This is a genomic window from Arthrobacter sp. YC-RL1 (genome assembly GCF_001454985.1).
Classification (GTDB): domain Bacteria; phylum Actinomycetota; class Actinomycetes; order Actinomycetales; family Micrococcaceae; genus Glutamicibacter; species Glutamicibacter soli.
The window spans coordinates 3,442,351-3,457,222 of sequence record NZ_CP013297.1 but is presented as its reverse complement, the minus strand read 5'-3'; the positions used below and the strand labels follow the sequence as shown (position 1 = coordinate 3,457,222).

At 67.5% G+C, this 14,872-nt stretch carries 14 protein-coding genes and 1 tRNA gene; 7 read left to right on the top strand and 8 right to left on the bottom strand.

Going from position 1 to position 14,872, the window contains the following annotated elements; translation table 11 throughout:
* Window positions 1-2: 2 nt before the first annotated feature.
* On the top strand, window positions 3-524 hold the full coding sequence (locus tag ATC04_RS15915; protein ID WP_047117984.1) for an NUDIX domain-containing protein: 522 nt from the start codon (window positions 3-5) through the stop codon (window positions 522-524).
* Between the two features lie 11 nt (window positions 525-535).
* Complete coding sequence (locus ATC04_RS15910; RefSeq protein WP_047117983.1) at window positions 536-1,078, top strand: YaeQ family protein; 543 nt, start codon at window positions 536-538, stop codon at window positions 1,076-1,078.
* On the opposite strand, the gene ATC04_RS15905 is transcribed toward ATC04_RS15910, so the two are convergent.
* The 4 genes from ATC04_RS15905 to tadA all read right to left on the bottom strand — a co-directional run bounded on the left by ATC04_RS15905 (window position 1,075) and on the right by tadA (window position 3,815).
* On the bottom strand, window positions 1,075-1,284 hold the full coding sequence (locus ATC04_RS15905; protein ID WP_047117982.1) for a DUF1653 domain-containing protein: 210 nt from the start codon (window positions 1,282-1,284) through the stop codon (window positions 1,075-1,077). The two genes, ATC04_RS15910 and ATC04_RS15905, sit on opposite strands and share 4 nt — an antisense overlap.
* 834 nt (window positions 1,285-2,118) lie before the next feature.
* Entirely contained in the window at window positions 2,119-2,379 is a 261-nt protein-coding gene (locus tag ATC04_RS15900; protein WP_047117981.1) for a GlsB/YeaQ/YmgE family stress response membrane protein, read from the bottom strand.
* Between the two features lie 773 nt (window positions 2,380-3,152).
* Window positions 3,153-3,243: transfer RNA gene (locus ATC04_RS15895), tRNA-Ser, on the bottom strand.
* A gap of 98 nt (window positions 3,244-3,341) precedes the next feature.
* Window positions 3,342-3,815: a tRNA adenosine(34) deaminase TadA gene (tadA, locus tag ATC04_RS15890; RefSeq protein ID WP_047117980.1), complete on the bottom strand. Its 474-nt coding sequence runs from the start codon at window positions 3,813-3,815 to the stop codon at window positions 3,342-3,344.
* Between the two features lie 144 nt (window positions 3,816-3,959).
* Between tadA and upp the strand changes: the two genes are divergently transcribed.
* The gene (upp, locus tag ATC04_RS15885) at window positions 3,960-4,607 is read left to right on the top strand and encodes a uracil phosphoribosyltransferase (RefSeq protein ID WP_047117979.1); all 648 of its coding nucleotides are present in this window, start codon (window positions 3,960-3,962) and stop codon (window positions 4,605-4,607) included.
* 105 nt (window positions 4,608-4,712) lie between these two features.
* Here the strand turns inward: upp and ATC04_RS15880 are convergent, their stop codons facing one another.
* Complete coding sequence (locus tag ATC04_RS15880) at window positions 4,713-6,230, bottom strand: HAMP domain-containing sensor histidine kinase (protein ID WP_047117978.1); 1,518 nt, start codon at window positions 6,228-6,230, stop codon at window positions 4,713-4,715.
* Window positions 6,227-6,967, bottom strand: a complete 741-nt coding sequence (locus ATC04_RS15875; protein ID WP_047117977.1) for a response regulator transcription factor — start codon at window positions 6,965-6,967, stop codon at window positions 6,227-6,229. The genes ATC04_RS15880 and ATC04_RS15875 overlap by 4 nt, the downstream gene beginning before the upstream one ends.
* A gap of 617 nt (window positions 6,968-7,584) precedes the next feature.
* On the opposite strand from ATC04_RS15875, the gene ATC04_RS15870 reads away from it, so the two are divergent.
* From ATC04_RS15870 to ATC04_RS15855, 4 genes are all read left to right on the top strand, one after another.
* Window positions 7,585-8,370, top strand: coding sequence for a winged helix-turn-helix domain-containing protein (locus ATC04_RS15870; RefSeq protein WP_047117976.1), 786 nt, complete (start codon window positions 7,585-7,587; stop codon window positions 8,368-8,370).
* A 92-nt stretch (window positions 8,371-8,462) separates the two neighbouring features.
* Entirely contained in the window at window positions 8,463-8,987 is a 525-nt protein-coding gene (locus tag ATC04_RS15865; protein WP_047117975.1) for a histidine phosphatase family protein, read from the top strand.
* A 187-nt stretch (window positions 8,988-9,174) separates the two neighbouring features.
* Complete coding sequence (locus ATC04_RS15860; RefSeq protein ID WP_052772198.1) at window positions 9,175-10,308, top strand: malic enzyme protein; 1,134 nt, start codon at window positions 9,175-9,177, stop codon at window positions 10,306-10,308.
* 21 nt (window positions 10,309-10,329) lie between these two features.
* Window positions 10,330-11,940: an ABC transporter ATP-binding protein/permease gene (locus ATC04_RS15855; RefSeq protein ID WP_052772197.1), complete on the top strand. Its 1,611-nt coding sequence runs from the start codon at window positions 10,330-10,332 to the stop codon at window positions 11,938-11,940.
* Here ATC04_RS15855 and ATC04_RS20055 read toward each other — a convergent pair.
* Together ATC04_RS20055 and ATC04_RS15845 are read right to left on the bottom strand one after the other, a co-directional pair.
* Window positions 11,937-12,545 carry a TetR/AcrR family transcriptional regulator gene (locus ATC04_RS20055; RefSeq protein ID WP_047117974.1) on the bottom strand — a complete coding sequence of 203 codons (609 nt, stop codon included), beginning with the start codon at window positions 12,543-12,545 and terminating at the stop codon, window positions 11,937-11,939. The two genes, ATC04_RS15855 and ATC04_RS20055, sit on opposite strands and share 4 nt — an antisense overlap.
* On the bottom strand, window positions 12,542-14,872 hold the full coding sequence (locus tag ATC04_RS15845; protein ID WP_047117973.1) for a YhgE/Pip domain-containing protein: 2,331 nt from the start codon (window positions 14,870-14,872) through the stop codon (window positions 12,542-12,544). Before ATC04_RS15845 ends, ATC04_RS20055 begins: the two co-directional genes overlap by 4 nt.

Sequence of the window (14,872 nt, the reverse complement as noted above, 5' to 3'; positions counted from 1 at the left end):
TCATGGAAGAGCAGGCGGCGCTGTACAGCGAGCAGGGAGCCGTCATCGGCCGGGCCCCGCGGTCCCGGGTGCGGAGGGAGAACCTGCGCCACGGCGCCACCGGAATCGTGGTGTTCAACCCGCAGGGACAGGTCTACGTCCACCAGCGGACCTGGAGCAAGGACCTGTACCCCGGATTGTTCGACTTCACCGCGGGCGGGGTCATCCAGGCCGGGGAGGACCCGTTCGACTCGGCGCGCCGGGAGGCGGCCGAGGAGCTCGGGGTGCGCGGCGAGCTGGTGAGCCTGGGCGAGGCGGACTACGCCGACGCGCACGCCAGGTACCGCGCGTTCCGCTATTGGACGATCGCTCCCGGCCCGCTGGAACTGCAGGCCGCGGAGGTGCTGGGCGGGGAATGGATGGAGGTTTCCGAGCTGCTCGCCCAGGTCGACGCCGAGCGCTGGCGCTTCATGCCCGACGCGGTCGCGTTATTCCTGCCGTGGCTTGCTTCCTTGGCGGCGCTGCCGCCGGCCGCCGGCCGGTAAAATCGTGAACCATGGCTATTGGCGCAACTATACGGACCTTTGACATCCAGCTCTCCGACATGGATCGAGGGGTGTACGAGGAACTGTCCCTGCGCGTGGCGCAGCACCCTTCGGAAACCGACGCCTACTTGGTCACCCGGGTGCTGGCGTACTGCCTGGAATTCGAGGAGGGCATCGCCTTCGCCGCGGCCGGGGTGTCCAACGGCGAGGAGCCGGCCGTGCTGGTCAAGGACCTCACGGGCCTGACCACCGCCTGGATCGAGGTCGGCGCGCCTGACGCGCAGCGCCTGCATGCCGGCAGCAAGCTGGCGGACCGTGCGGCCGTCTATACCCACCGCGACCCGCAGCGGCTGCTGGCCTCCTGGAGCGGGAAAACCATCCACCGTGCCGAGGACATCGTGGTGCGTTCCTTCGACTCGAAGTTCGTCGACGTTGCCGCGGCAGAGCTGACCCGCCGCAACATCATGTCCCTGTCGGTCACCGAGGGCCAGCTTTACCTGGAGCTCAACGGCGCCTCGCTGGAAACCCAGATGCAGGAACACCAGATCGGCTAGGCGATGCGTCGGAAGCGGGGGCCCTCGTAGTCCCCGCGCTCGACGAGATCGTCGAACATCTCCAGCGGGCGGGCCCAGAAGCTGTAGTCGCCGTAGAGCGTGCGGTAGAAGACCAACTGCTCCTCGGTCTCGCTGTGCCTGCCCACGGCGAGCACCTCGTAGCGCTGTCCCTTGAAATGCTCATAGATTCCGGGTTCGATGCCCATGGATACGATCCTTCTGAAATGTTGTTGATCTGCAGATAGTGCGCGCGGATGGAACCGCGCGGCAACCGAATGGCATCTCCCGGGCGCGGTGGCCACGGGCCGTTTGGATGCGACCGGTCCGCCGGGGTTTTTGGTTCGCCGTGGCGTTTGGTCCGCGATTCGTCTTGCGGGTATCGCTGGCTGCGACATATGGCTCAAGCACGACGATGCGAAAGGCACCATCATCATATCTACGGCGGAACAACCGCGGCCTCCGACCTTCCCGAGCGGAAGAAGTCGATACTTGACGCGATCTAAACTGTGGCGCGCTGGCGGGAAATCCCTACCGTCGATACTTGCTTCCCCATCCGTTTCATTTTGGATTTTCAGGAAGTGGAAAAGTCAGTAGGCTAGCGATCTTCGACAGGAAAGGATTTCGATTTTCGCCGAAGCAACCAGCATCACGCATCTGCGGAGAATGGGATTGCCCATGGCCAACCATCCAGGCGCAGGTATTCTCATTGCAAGAAGTGCCGTGCCACGTAGGCGCGCAGAGGCCTCTGTGCAGGCGACTGATATCTGGGGGGATACGGTGATCTACCACTTCTTCGGCTGGTCTCTGGTGCTGTGATGGCGGCAGAGACCAGCTTTCTAATTTGCCCCCCCCAACAGAATGCCAAAGATGCCTCTTCTCGTGCATATGGGTCGCGAGCATGCTTGAAAGCCAAGACCCTCCCCGTGACCGTGCCGGACGGCGAAAGTGGCATTGAAGAGCCAATCCTGAGTTGGTGGAGAGCGATCAATGGAGCAGGGGTCCTACTTCGCAAAGTAGGACCCCTGTCCTTGTCGTGCAGGCTAGGCCCGTTTACGCGTAAGCAGTCCCCAAATAATGAGGACGAGCAGCGAACCACCGATGGCCAGCAACCACGTCGAAAGCGACCAGAATTCGTTCACTCCGACACCGAATGCCGCGGAACCAATCCAGCCACCAATGACGGCGCCGACAACGCCGAGGAGCAACGTGGCGATCCAGCCGCCACCCTGCTCGCCTGGCTTGATCGCCTTAGCAATCGCACCGGCGATGAGGCCCAAAACAATCCAACCAATGAAACCCATAACTTCCTCCTAGTGGATCGAGTGACTTCGTTCAGCATCTGGACTGAGATGCACTTTATGAACGATAGCGTACCGATCAGTATGTGGTAAGCATGGACACGAGGGCATTTATTAGGCATTCGCCGAAATTCGGTTGTCTGCTGCGCAATATTGACGCTTGTGCCATCCGCGACAGCATCCGTTGTGTCTACGATATCGGCTTGCGACAACTGGTTGCAGAGTAAAGCAATCCATCTGCGTGCCTCGATTGTTCGGTGCACGGTTCAGTTCGACGCCACAGATTATCGCCCTGGCATTCTGGGAAGGGTGAACAGGGTTAGGGGGTGTCGGGGAAACTTAGTGTTCAAGTCCTGCCGTTGCCAAAGAAAAACAGGATCCTGCGTATTGAGGCGGGAGCTGGTCGGCGTGTGGAGGTGTTTCGGGCCCAGTAGGCAATGCCTGTTCCTTCTCCGACCCGATGAGCCCCTTGCCTCATCCAGCCGGAGGAGGACTGGGTTCTGCACCCGGGCTCCTGAGGGCACGCGTGCGTAGCCCGTCCGGCAGCCCCGGCAGGCTAGTGGTGTATTTCGTCCTGCTTACGCGATGCTCACAAAGGACACCTCAGACTGTGGTTTCCTGGGCGCAAGCGTGCGGGCCGGCGTGGTGGTGGAAGCCGTTCTCGCCATGCATGAGGGCATGCCACGGCGACCTTCCACTGGACGACGCGCCCGCGCCCGGTGCGCAGCGTCGGATCGTTAAAAGAAGAAAACCCCTAGCTAACTAGGGGTTTTCATTGGCGGTGACGGTGGGATTTGAACCCACGGTACGGGGTTACCGTACACAACATTTCGAGTGTTGCACCTTCGGCCGCTCGGACACGTCACCAGACCTGATAACTCTATAACGAACATCTGGCGAATGCCAAAACGAAGGGACTCCAATCGGGCGCAAGTGGCCCGAAACACAGTTTTCCCGGCTGCGGCTCAGCGCTTGGATCTGAAGAAGTCGCGCAGCAGGCCGGCGCATTCCTGCTCCCTGACGCGGGGATAGACCTCGACCCAGTGGTTCAGCCGCGGTTCGCGCACGATATCGAACACCGAGCCGCAGGCCCCGGCCTTCTCGTCCCAGGCGCCGAACACCACCCGCGGGATGCGCGCGAGCACGATCGCTCCGGCGCACATCGCGCAGGGTTCCAGCGTGACCACCAGGGTGCAGTCCTCCAAGCGCCAGCCGTCGTCCTCGCCGCGCGCGGCCAGGGCGGAGACCGCGTTGCGGATGGCGACGACCTCGGCGTGGGCGGTGGGGTCCTTCAGGGCTTCGCGTTCATTGCAGCCGGTGGACAGCAGCTTTCCGTCGGGGGAGATGACCACCGCGCCGATGGGGACGTCGTCGGTGGCCAAGGCGGCCCGGGCCTCGTCCAGCGCGAGGTCCATCCAGGCTTCGTGTTCACGGTTCATAGTGCTCCAACCATACGTGTTCGGGTGCCGCCGCCGGGGACGGCGGGCGGTTTTACTGTTCGCTTGGGCACATAATCCGGATTTCCGTCGGGGAATTGCCGGAATTCCTCGATCGGGCAAAGGCCGGCTGATAGATTTTGATGCATGCGCGTACAGGTAGTCGACCACCCGTTGGTGGCACACAAGGTCTCAGTTCTTCGTGACAAGAACACCCCGTCCTCGATTTTCCGCCAGCTGACCGATGAACTGGTCACCCTGCTGGCCTACGAGGCCACCTGCGAGGTGAAGACCGAGCAGGTCGAGGTCGTCACCCCGGTCGCGGTCACCACCGGTACCACCATCGCCAAGCCGACCCCGCTCGTCGTCCCGATCCTGCGCGCAGGCCTGGGCATGCTCGAAGGCATGACACGCCTGGTGCCGACCGCTGAGGTCGGCTTCCTGGGCATGGCCCGCAACGAGGAAACCCTGGACATCATCACCTACGCCGACCGCGTTCCGAACGACCTGGCCGGACGCCAGGTGTTCGTGCTGGATCCGATGCTGGCCACCGGCGGCACCCTGGCCGAGGCCATCAAGTTCATCTTCGAGCGCGGCGCCAGCTCGGTGACCTGCATCTGCCTGATTGCCGCGCCGGAGGGCGTCGAACGCCTGAAGTCGATCCACGGCGACGACGACCGCGTGCACGTGGTGCTGGCCTCGCTGGACGAGAAGCTGGACGATAAGTCCTACATCATCCCGGGCCTGGGAGATGCCGGCGACCGCCTGTACGGCGTCACCCCGCCGATCGCCTAGTTTTCCGGCGCCGGCGGTTCTCCGCCGGACAACGCGAAAGGGGCTGCCCGCACCACTGGTGCGGGCAGCCCCTTTCTCAATCCCCGATTCGCTCCTGCCCCTGGGCTAGACCGAGGCCTTGGGGGAACGTCCGGCTGAGTCGGCGGGTTCGGCGTCCTGGTCGATGAGCGGGAGCCTGACCTCGAAGACGGTGTCCCCGGGGACCGAGCGCACCGAGATGCTGCCGCCATGGGCTTCCACGATGCTCTTGGCGATCGGCAGGCCCAGCCCGGTGGTGCCGTCCGAGCCGGAGCGGGCCTTGTCCGCGCGGGTGAAGCGCTCGAAGACCGTGGGCAGGAAATCCGCGTCGATGCCTTCGCCGGTGTCGTGCACCAGCAGCACCGCCTCGTTGCTGTCCGGGTCCTGGCGGACCGTGGCGGTCACGGTGTTGCCCGGGCTGGTGTGCTTGCGGGCGTTGGCCAGCAGGTTCGTGATCACCCGGCGCAGCGAGGAGGAGTCGGCGTAGACGAAGGTCTGCGGGTCCTGGCAGTCGAACTCCCAGATGTGGTCGTCCGCGGTGACCTTGAAGTCCTCGGTGATGTCGGCGGTGAGCAGCCCCAGATCCAGCTTGGTGCGGCGGAAGGCGTTCGCCTCGTCCAGCCGGGCCAGCAGCAGCAGGTTCTCCACCAGCGAGCCCATGCGGTGGCTCTGCTGCAACACCCGCTCCACCGAACGCTGCCCGTCGGGGGAGAAGTGCTCGGTCGCGGCGAGCAGCTCGGTGTAGCCGCGGATGGAGGACAGCGGGGTGCGCAGCTCGTGCGAGGCGTCGGCGACGAACTGGCGCATCTGCGCCTGCGACTTCTCGCGGGCGGTCAGCGCCGTGGAGACGTTGTCGATCATCGCGTTCAGGGCGTAGCCCACGTTGCCGACCTCGGTGCCCGGGGTCGCGTCCTCCTCGGCCACGCGCTGGGTCAGCTCGACCTTGCCCGAATCCAGGTCGGTGTCGGCCACCGAGGCCGCCACCCCCGCCACGCGCTTGAGCGGAGCCAGCGAGCGGCTGATCAGCCAGGAACCGGCCAGGCCCGCGCCGACGATCAGGATCATCGCGATGAACAGCGTCAGCCAGGCCATTTCGCGCAACGCCACGTCGGTGTCGGACAGCGGCAGGCCGACCACCAGCACGGTGTTGGTGCCGGCGTCCTGCACCGCGACCAGGTAGTAGTCGCCAACCGTCAGGTTTGCGCGGCGCGGGTGGAATGCTCCGGGGGTGTGCAGGTCGCTGACCGGCAGCTGCACCATCGGGATGGCGTCCTGCTGGCCCAGCTGCTTGAATTCACCGGTCTTCTTGTCCAGCACGCCGCCGACGAAGACCAGCCGGTCGAAGCGCGCGGTGAGCGTGCCGGCGGACTGGCCGGGGGCCTCGATCCGGCCGTTGCCGGCTTCCTGCGAGTAGTTCAGGGCGCGCTCGGTGGTCAGCTTGAGCTGGTCGCCCAGCTGGTCCATGAGCGTCTGGCGCATGCCGGCGTTGTAGAGCAGCCCGAGCAGCGCGGAGACTGCCGTGACCGACGTGAGAAGGATGATCATCAGCTTGCGCTGCAGCGCATGCGGAGAACTCACCTTCGGGGTGGTGGTGAACATGCTCATGCAGCGGGCTTCAAAACGTATCCCACGCCGCGCACGGTGTGAATCATCGGTTCGGCGTCGACGTCGATCTTCTTGCGCAGGTAGGAAATGTACAGTTCAACGATGTTCGCCTGGCCGTCGAAGTCGTAGTGCCAGACATTGTCAAGGATCTGCGACTTGGACACCACGCGGCGCGCGTTGTTCATCAGGTAGGAAAGCAGGTCGAACTCGGTGGCGGTCAGCTGGATCTCGCGTCCGGCGCGGGAGACGTCGTGGGAGTCGAGATTCAGCACCAGGTCGCCGACCACCAGCTCCGCGGTATCTGCGGTGGTGGCTCCGGAGCGCTCGACCAGGCGGTGCAGGCGGATCAGCACCTCCTCCAGGCTGAAGGGCTTGGCGACGTAGTCGTCGGCGCCGGCGCCCAGGCCTTCAATGCGGTCCTCGACTGCATCCTTGGCGGTCAGGAACAGCACCGGGACGTCGGGCAGGTGGGTACGGACCTTGCGCAGCACCTCGGGACCGTCGAAGCCCGGCAGCATCCAGTCCAAGACCAGGACGTCAGGGGTGAAGGAACGTGCGGTGGCGACGGCTTCGGGGCCGTCATGGGCCATGGTCGCTTCCCACCCGAGCATGCGGGTTCCCATGGCTACCAGTTCGGCGAGCGATGGCTCGTCGTCAACCACCAGTACCTTGATCGGCGTGCCGTCCGGATGGGTGAGACGTGGAAGCTGGGCGGGAGAGAATCGGGAATCGTTCATGTTTAAGAGCATCCCCTATTGCCTTGGGCTGACTTTATGATTTACCTGTGCAGAAGCTATGTCCACATGACGATTTTATGCGAGATATTTGCAATCAGATAGCGCTTAATTTGGTCAAGGGTGCAGAACGGCGAATGTTTGAAGTGTGAACATCGAATGTCAATGAATGAATATTCAGACCTCTGCATAGGGTAGGCATACTGCGCATTGATCCAAAAAATCCTGAACATATTGAGTAGTTAAGCGCTTAGATCGCCATGTTTTGCCTAAAGTGGCGCACGTCACTTTCGGACACATCCGTCTCACATCGTGGACATGGGTGCTCATTGTTACTTGCAAGTTCCCAATGTTACGAGGAAACTAGAGGTGTGAGTAAGGCGCAGAGCAGTAAATGGAACCCCGGCGGGACATCGCCGCTGGCCTCCCTTTGCTGTTGTCGAATGCTCGGCGTCAGCGGCACCGCATCGAATTTCTGAGTTACTGGAATTCGGTTCACGGGCAGCCGTTGACGGGAAACCCAACTGCTGCTGGTGGACGAAGGCCGCTGGCAGCGCAAGCAAAACCCGAAGCATCAGCGCCAAATCACTTGGCCTTCGCACACATAGAGGAAAAGCAATATGTCGGCAGGATCCGGATACGTTCACGTTTCAATTCGCAATGCCCAGAACCGGGCAGCGGCGGCGCAGCGCGCGGCCGCAGGAAGCTATGCCCCGGCAGGCTATCGCCCGCTGCGCGCCGTTTCCAACGTGCATGAGACCCGCGAACCAATGCATCAGCCTGCCGCCGCACCTGTCCAGTCAGCAGGAGCCCAGAGCGCTGACACCTCGGCCCGCGGCTTCGTTCTGTATGTAGGCCTGGACGAAGCGGCAGCCCAGGCCCAGGGTACCTCGCTGGGCAAGCTGGCCACCCAGGTGCGCGCCTTCCTGGCAACCCTGTCGCCGCAGGCGCAGACCCACGCGGCCGTGGCACTGGCACCGACCAGCGCCCAGGGCGAGCCGATCGACGTCGTGCGCCAGGCGCTGGGCGATCCGACCCTCTCCCGCCGCCCGCGCGCCGAGGCGCGCCCGAGCACCCCGCGTCCGTCGGGCGTGCTGATCGACCTTTCGCGCCGCGAGGTCTACCTGGACGGCGAGACCCTGAACCTGACCTTCAAGGAATTCGAGCTGCTGAACTTCCTGGTGGAGAACGGCACCCGCACCGTGGGCCGCGAGGAGCTGCTGGAAAACCTGTGGCGCAATGCCGACGAGGTGCCCAACGAGCGCACCATCGACGTGCACATCCGCCGCCTGCGCTCGAAGCTGGGCCGTCTGGCGAATACTGTGCGCACCGTGCGCGGCCAGGGCTACCGTTTCTACGAGCACCCGGAGGTCGTTGTCTGGGCGGCGCCGGAATACTCCATCTAGTCTTCGGAGTCGGCGTCCCTGGGCGGGACGAACCGGCGGCGCGGCGGGCAAACCATTGGGTGTGCCCGCCGCGCTTGTCTTAAGCTGGGACTATGAATGCTGCCCAGACCCGCCGCCTGATCCTGATGCGCCATGCCAAGGCGGACTACCCGCTGGGCGTGCCCGACCACGAGCGCCCGCTGGCCGCGCGCGGGAACCGCGAAGCCCCCGCCGCCGGGGCCTGGCTCGTGGAGAACGACCTCATCCCGGACTACATCATCTGCTCCGACGCGCTGCGCACCCGGTCGACCTGCGCCTGGGTGCTCTCCGAGCTGGGGGAGAAGGGCCCGACCCCGTACATCGACTCGCGCATATATACCGCCTCGGTCTCCGCGCTGTGCTCGATCATCAACGAGGTGCCGGACACCGTGGGCACGCTGCTGGTCATCGGGCACCAGCCGGTGCTGCAGGAGCTGGCGCTGCGCCTGGCCTCGGCCGACTCCGACGAGGAAGCGGTCTACGAGCTGGCGATGAACTACCCGACCCTGGGCACCACGGTGCTGGAGACCGGCCACCCCTATTCGCATTTGGACGCGCGCGACGCGAAGGTCACCCACTTCGCCGTTCCACGGCCCTGAGCCCCGGCCAATCCGCGGGTCGGACGCCTGCGGCCCAAGATGAGAAAACCCTCACGGGATTCTCCTGACCATCTCATCGGATGTCCACGTTCGGTTAACCCTGGGCGACTTCACTGTAAATAGTCGAGCCGAACGGCCGGCCGCGGGGCCCAGGCTCCCCGTGGAAAGCGAGCAAGGAGAACCCGCCATGGGTATTGCACCAATCATCGAAGAGCACCCAACCCCATCGGCCGCGCCGTCGAGCGACCGCCAGGAGCTGGGCGCCCGCACCGTGGCCGCCATCCGCACCGCCTACACCACCCGCTTCGTCGGCGCGCAGCTGCAGCGCAACCCGGGCGACTTCCATCTTCTGGGTGGCGCCGCGCTGGCCCCTGCCGCCGGAGACGTGGTGGTGGCCCGCGTGACCGAGATCGGCCAGCACACCGCGCTGCAGTCGGCCGAGGGCCGCCGCCAGAAGCTGTTCGTCGGCCAGCTGGTGCTGGTGGCCTACGGCGACCGCTACGCCCCTGACCAGTTCCTGGCCCACGTGCCGCTGGACCTGGGCCCGTGCCAGCTGGTGGCCGGCGGCGGCGTGGCAAGCCGCGTGGAATCCATGCATGCTTCCATCGAGGCGGCTACCGAGCTGGAGCCGCTGGGCCTGCTGGCCCGCGACGGGCAGGTCGTGAACCTGGCCGACTTCGCCCCGCTGCAGGTGCACACCCCCTCGGCCGGCGCGAGCGCGCAGCCGGCCCGGACCGGCGTGCCGGTCATCGCGGTGCTGGGCACCTCGATGAACTCGGGCAAGTCCACCACCCTGGGCTGCCTGGTCAACGGGCTGACCAATGCCGGGCTGGATGTTGCAGCCGGCAAGGCCACCGGCACCGGGGCCGGCAACGACCCGAACCTCTTCAAGGACGCCGGCGCGGTGTCAGTGGCCGACTTCACCGACTTCGGCTACCCGACCACCTACATGGTGCGCTACGAGCAGGTCCGCGACCTGCTGGTGGCGATGATCCGCGAGCAGGCCGCCACCGGCGCCGACGTGGTCGTCATCGAGATCGCCGACGGATTGTTCCAGGGCGAGACCTCCCGCCTGCTGAACGACCCGGTCTTCTCCCGGCACGTGGACCGGGTGCTGTTCAGCGCCCAGGACGCGCTGGGCGCGCTGGCCGGCGAGCAGATCCTGCTCTCCGCCGGACTGGACCTGGCCGCGGTCTCCGGGCGCCTGACCGCCTCCCCGCTGGCCGCCGACGAGGCCCGCGCCAACCTGCGCACCCAGGTCATCGACACCTTCGAGCTGTGCGACCCGCAGGTCGCCACGGCGCTGCTGCCGCGCTCCTAGCCGCGGCGGCGAAGGCAAGCCATGCAGGAGAAGACGGACACCGGGATGGGCGCGCGGGCACGGCGCGGCAGGCTGCCGGCCCTGTGGGCCCCCGGGCGCCGGGCGGCGTTGTCGTGGCTGCTGAGCCTGGGGCTTGGCATGGGCGCGCTCACGGTGCTGCTGGCCTGGCTCACCGGGCAGCTGACCCGCGCCTTCACCGTTTCCGGGCTCTGGCTGGTGCTGGGCCTGGCGCTCGCGTTCGGGCTGGGCAAGTTCGCCGAGCGGGTACTGGCCGAGAAGCTGGGGCAGCACTACGTGGCGCAGCTGCGCGGCGGGCTGCTGAAGCAGTCGCTGACCGCCGACCGGGCCCCGGGGCTGGGCGTCACCGTCGCCCGCTCCACCAACGACCTCTCCTCGGTGCGCAACTGGGTGATCCAGGGCATCGTGCCGCTCATGGCGGGCATCCCGCTGCTGCTCTTCGCGCTGGCCGGGCTGTACCTCAGCGCGCCGCCGCTGGCGCTGGCGCTGCTCATCCCGCTGGGACTGGAACTGCTGCTGCTCGGGGTGCTGGCCCCGGGAGCCTACGGCGCGGCCCGGGTGCTGCGCCGGCGCCGCGGGGCGCTGGCCTCGCGGATCGCCGAAACCCTGGGCGCCGCCACCTCCGTGCGGGCCGCCGGGGGCGTGGGGCGCGAGGTGGGCCGGCTGCAGGACACCGCCGGTCGCATGGCAGCCGCCGCAGTGCACCGCGCGCGATTCGCCGGGGCGCTGCGCGCCAGCGCGCTGGCCGTGCCGCTGATGGGCAGCGTGCTGCTGGTGGGCCTTGCCTCCAGCGCCGGGCTGCCGGCCTCCGCGATCACCAGCGGACTGCTGCTGCTGGGCATCAGCAGCGCGGTGCTCGGGGAATTCGGGCGCATGGTCGAATACCGGCAGAACTACAAGGCCGCCCGGCGGATCCTGGCCCCGCTGCTGGCCCAATTGGCCGCGCGCGGCACCGGCGCCGGGACCCGGCTGCCGGTGGGCGCGCCTGGCAACACCCCGGACGTGGTGCGCCTGCAACCGGCCGCCGGCCCGGACGGGCGGGCCTGGCCCACGCTGCTGGCAGGTCCGGGCGAGCGCATCGAGGTGGGCGGCGGCCGGGCCGCGCAGCAGCTGCTGCACCGGCTGGCCACCACCGGGCTGGCCTCGGATCCCCAGCCCCACGGGGCCTGGGTGGGCGGACGGAACCTCGGGCTGGTCCCCGAACGCAGCCGGCGCCGGCTGCTGGGCGCCGCGCTGTCCGGGATGGTGCTCGAGCGCGGGTCCATCGCCCGTGCGCTGCGCTACCGGCGCCCTCAGGGAAGCCTGGAGGAGGCGCTGCGGCTGGCGCAGCTGTTCGGGCTGGATGTCGACGAGCTGCCCGACGCGGAGGCGACCATGCTGCGCCGCGGCGGCGAACCGCTGGACGACGCGCAGCGCGCCGGGCTGCTGCTGGCCCGGGCGCTGCTGGAGAAGCCGGCGCTGCTGGTGCTCGACGGGCTGCCGGGGGCGCTGTTGCCGGGCGCGGCCCGCGAGGCGGGCAGGCTGCTGCAGGACTACCCGGGGGTGCTGCTCTACCGCGGGACGCTGCCCGGACTGCAGCCCACCCGCGGCTGGGAACCGCAGGCGCGCACCTAGCGAGCGTCCCGGGACATCGCGCGCAGCCCGTGCACCGTGGCCATCACCGCCAGTGTATTGGTGTCCAGATCCGGCGGCGCCTCGCCGCCCGACCGTTCGCGCGCGGTGAGCAATGCGGCGCCGAACATCGCGCGGGCGGAAGCGGCCAGCAGCGGCTCGGGCACCTGCACCGCGCGGCGCAGCGCCTCGGTGATCTGGTCGGTGATCCGGTGGCGGAACTCCTGCACCTGGTCGCCCCACGGGCTTTCGCCGCGCTGCTGCTCGCTGACCCACAGCTGGGCGTAGGAGGGGTACTCCTGCACGAAGCCGAACGCGGAGCGCACCATCGCCTCCAGCGCCGCCATCGGATCCTCGACCGCCGCGTCCCGGCCCAGCTGGTCCAGCAGCTTGCGCGCGCCGAACTCCAGCAGCGCGCCGATCATCTTCTCCTTGGAGCCGAAGTTGTAGTAGACGGTGCCCTTGGAGACTCCCGCGGCGCGGGCGATCTCGTCGACCGACACTGCGTTGACCCCGCGCCGGCCCAGCAGCGCCATCGAGGCGGCGAACAGCCGCTCCTTCGAATCGGTGGCGCGCACCCGCGGGCGGGCGCCGAACTGCCCTGTCATTCGCCCAGCTCCGGCTGCAGGGTCTTCAGCGTCCAGGTCTTGTGCTGGCGCACCGCCAGCAGGCTGCAGCCCAGGCCCAGCAGCGTGTAGCCAACCAGCACGCCGCCGATGGCCGACAGCATGCCCAGATCCGCCCCGTACATCAGGTGGCGCATGCCCAGCACCACCGAGCTCATCGGCAGGATCTGGTGCAGCACGTGCAGCGGTGCGGGCAGGGTCTCCCAGGGGAAGGTGCCGCCGGCGGTGACCAGCTGCAGCACCATCAGCACCAGCACCACGAACTTGCCCGCGGTGCCCAGCAGGGCGTAGATGCCCTGGATCAGGGCGCTGAAGCACAGCGCCGCGAGCAGGAACAGGCCCCAGGTCAGCCACGGGTGGGCGGTGTTCAGGCCGAGCCCGAAGTGCACCACCGCGAACAGCAGGCTGGTCTGCAGCAGCGCCAGCCCGGCGAAGGGCAGCCAGCCGCCGATGGCGATCTTCCAGTTCACGCCGTTGGAGGCCAGCGCGCGGGTGGTGATCGGGCGGACCACCTGGGTCAGGATCAGCACGCCGATGAACGTCGCCAGGGTCATGAAGAACGGGGCCAGCCCCTCGCCGTAGGCGTGCGCCTCGGCCTGCTTCTGCTGGGTCACCGAGACCGGGTCGCCGATCACGTTCGCCAGCTTGTCGCTGGTCTTCGCATCCGGGTCGGGGACCTGTCCCACGCCGTCCGCCAGCCCGCTGGACAGCTCGCCCGAGCCGTCCTCCAGCTGGGTGGTGCCGTCCGAGAGTTCGCCGACGCCCTCGGAGAGCTGCACCAGCCCGGAGTGCAGCGCCCCGGAGCCGTCCACCAGCGCCCCGGCGCCGGAATCCAGCTCGCCGGCGCCCGAGGCCGCCTGGGTAGCGCCGTCCAGCGCGTCGTGCTGGCCGCCGGCCAGGGTAGAGGCCCCGGAGGCCAGGGTCTTGGCGCCGGACGCCAGGTCGGAGCCGCCGTCGGCGGCCGTGGAGATGCCCTCCACCAGGGAGGGGACCGCGGCGTTGAGCTTGCCGGTGCCCGCGGACAGGGTGCCCAGGCCCTTGGCGAGCTCGGCATTGCCGTCGGCCACCTGCTGGGAGCCGCCGGCCAGCGCGTCAAGGCTTGACTGCACGGCGCCCAGCTCGGCGCGGACCTTCGCCGCCTCGTCCTTCACCGCCTGGCTCGCGGTCGAGTCGTCCACGGCGCCGGCGAGGTCCTTGGCGATCTTCGCCGCCTGCTCTTCGCTCAGCGCGCCGGAGGCCACGAGTGCATCCAGGCGCTGGGACATCGCATCTTCCACCTGGCCCAGCCGGTCCTTCGCGTCGACCTGCAGCTGGTCGATCACCTCGATGGCCCCGTCCGCGGTGGCGGCGAGCTTGGCATTGCCGTCGGCGACCTGCTTGGAGCCGGCGGCCAGCTGGTCGGCGGCCTTCTTGGCGCTGTGCGCTCCGTCATCCAGCCGCTTTACCGAGTCAGGCAGCGCTGCGGTCTTGGACTCCAAGGTGTCCAGCCCGGCGGAGAGCTTGCCTGCGCCGGCGGAGAGTTCGGCGGCGCCGGAGGCGAGCGAGTCGGCCCCGTCGGCCAGCTTGCCCTGCCCGGCGACCAGCGAATCCAGCCCGGTGCTCAGCGAGCTGGTGCCGTCCTTGAGCGCGAGCGTGCCGTCGGCCAGCTGGGAGCTGCCGTCCACCAGCTTGGTGGTGCCGTCGGCCAGGGTGAGCACGCCGTCGCCCAGGGACAGGGTGCCCTCGTAGACCTGCTTGGCGCCGTCGGCGGCCTCGCCCATCGACTGGTGGATGTCCACGAAGCCGGCGATCATGGCGGAGGCGGTTTCGGTGCCGACCTCGTTGGCCACCGAGGTGCGCACCTCGCCGGCCAGGGTCTTGGCGAAGTTGCTGACCATGAAGTTGTTCGCGTCGTTGGTCAGCAGCTCGATGTCCGCCTGGGTGGCGTCCTTGAAGTCCCCCGGGGAGGTCAGCGCCGCGGAGAAGTCCTCGGGCAGGATCATCGCGAAGGCGTAGGTGCCGTCGGAGACCGCCTGCTCGGCCGCTTCGCGGGTGTCCAGCTGGGCCCAGCTGAAGGTGCCGTCCTCGTCCAGCGACTCGACCACGGTGTCGCCGACCTGCTTCTCCTTGCCGTCGACGGTGGCGCCCTCATCGAGGTTGACCACCGCGGCGGTGACATTGTCCAGGTTGGACTGCGGATCCCAGTTGGCGTAGAGGTAGAGCGCGCCGTACAGCAGCGGCACGCAGGTGATGGCGATGAGCGCGAGCTTGGGCAGCGTGCCGCGGGTCATGCGCTTGAGTTCGGAAAGCGCCAGACGCAGTGTCGTCAT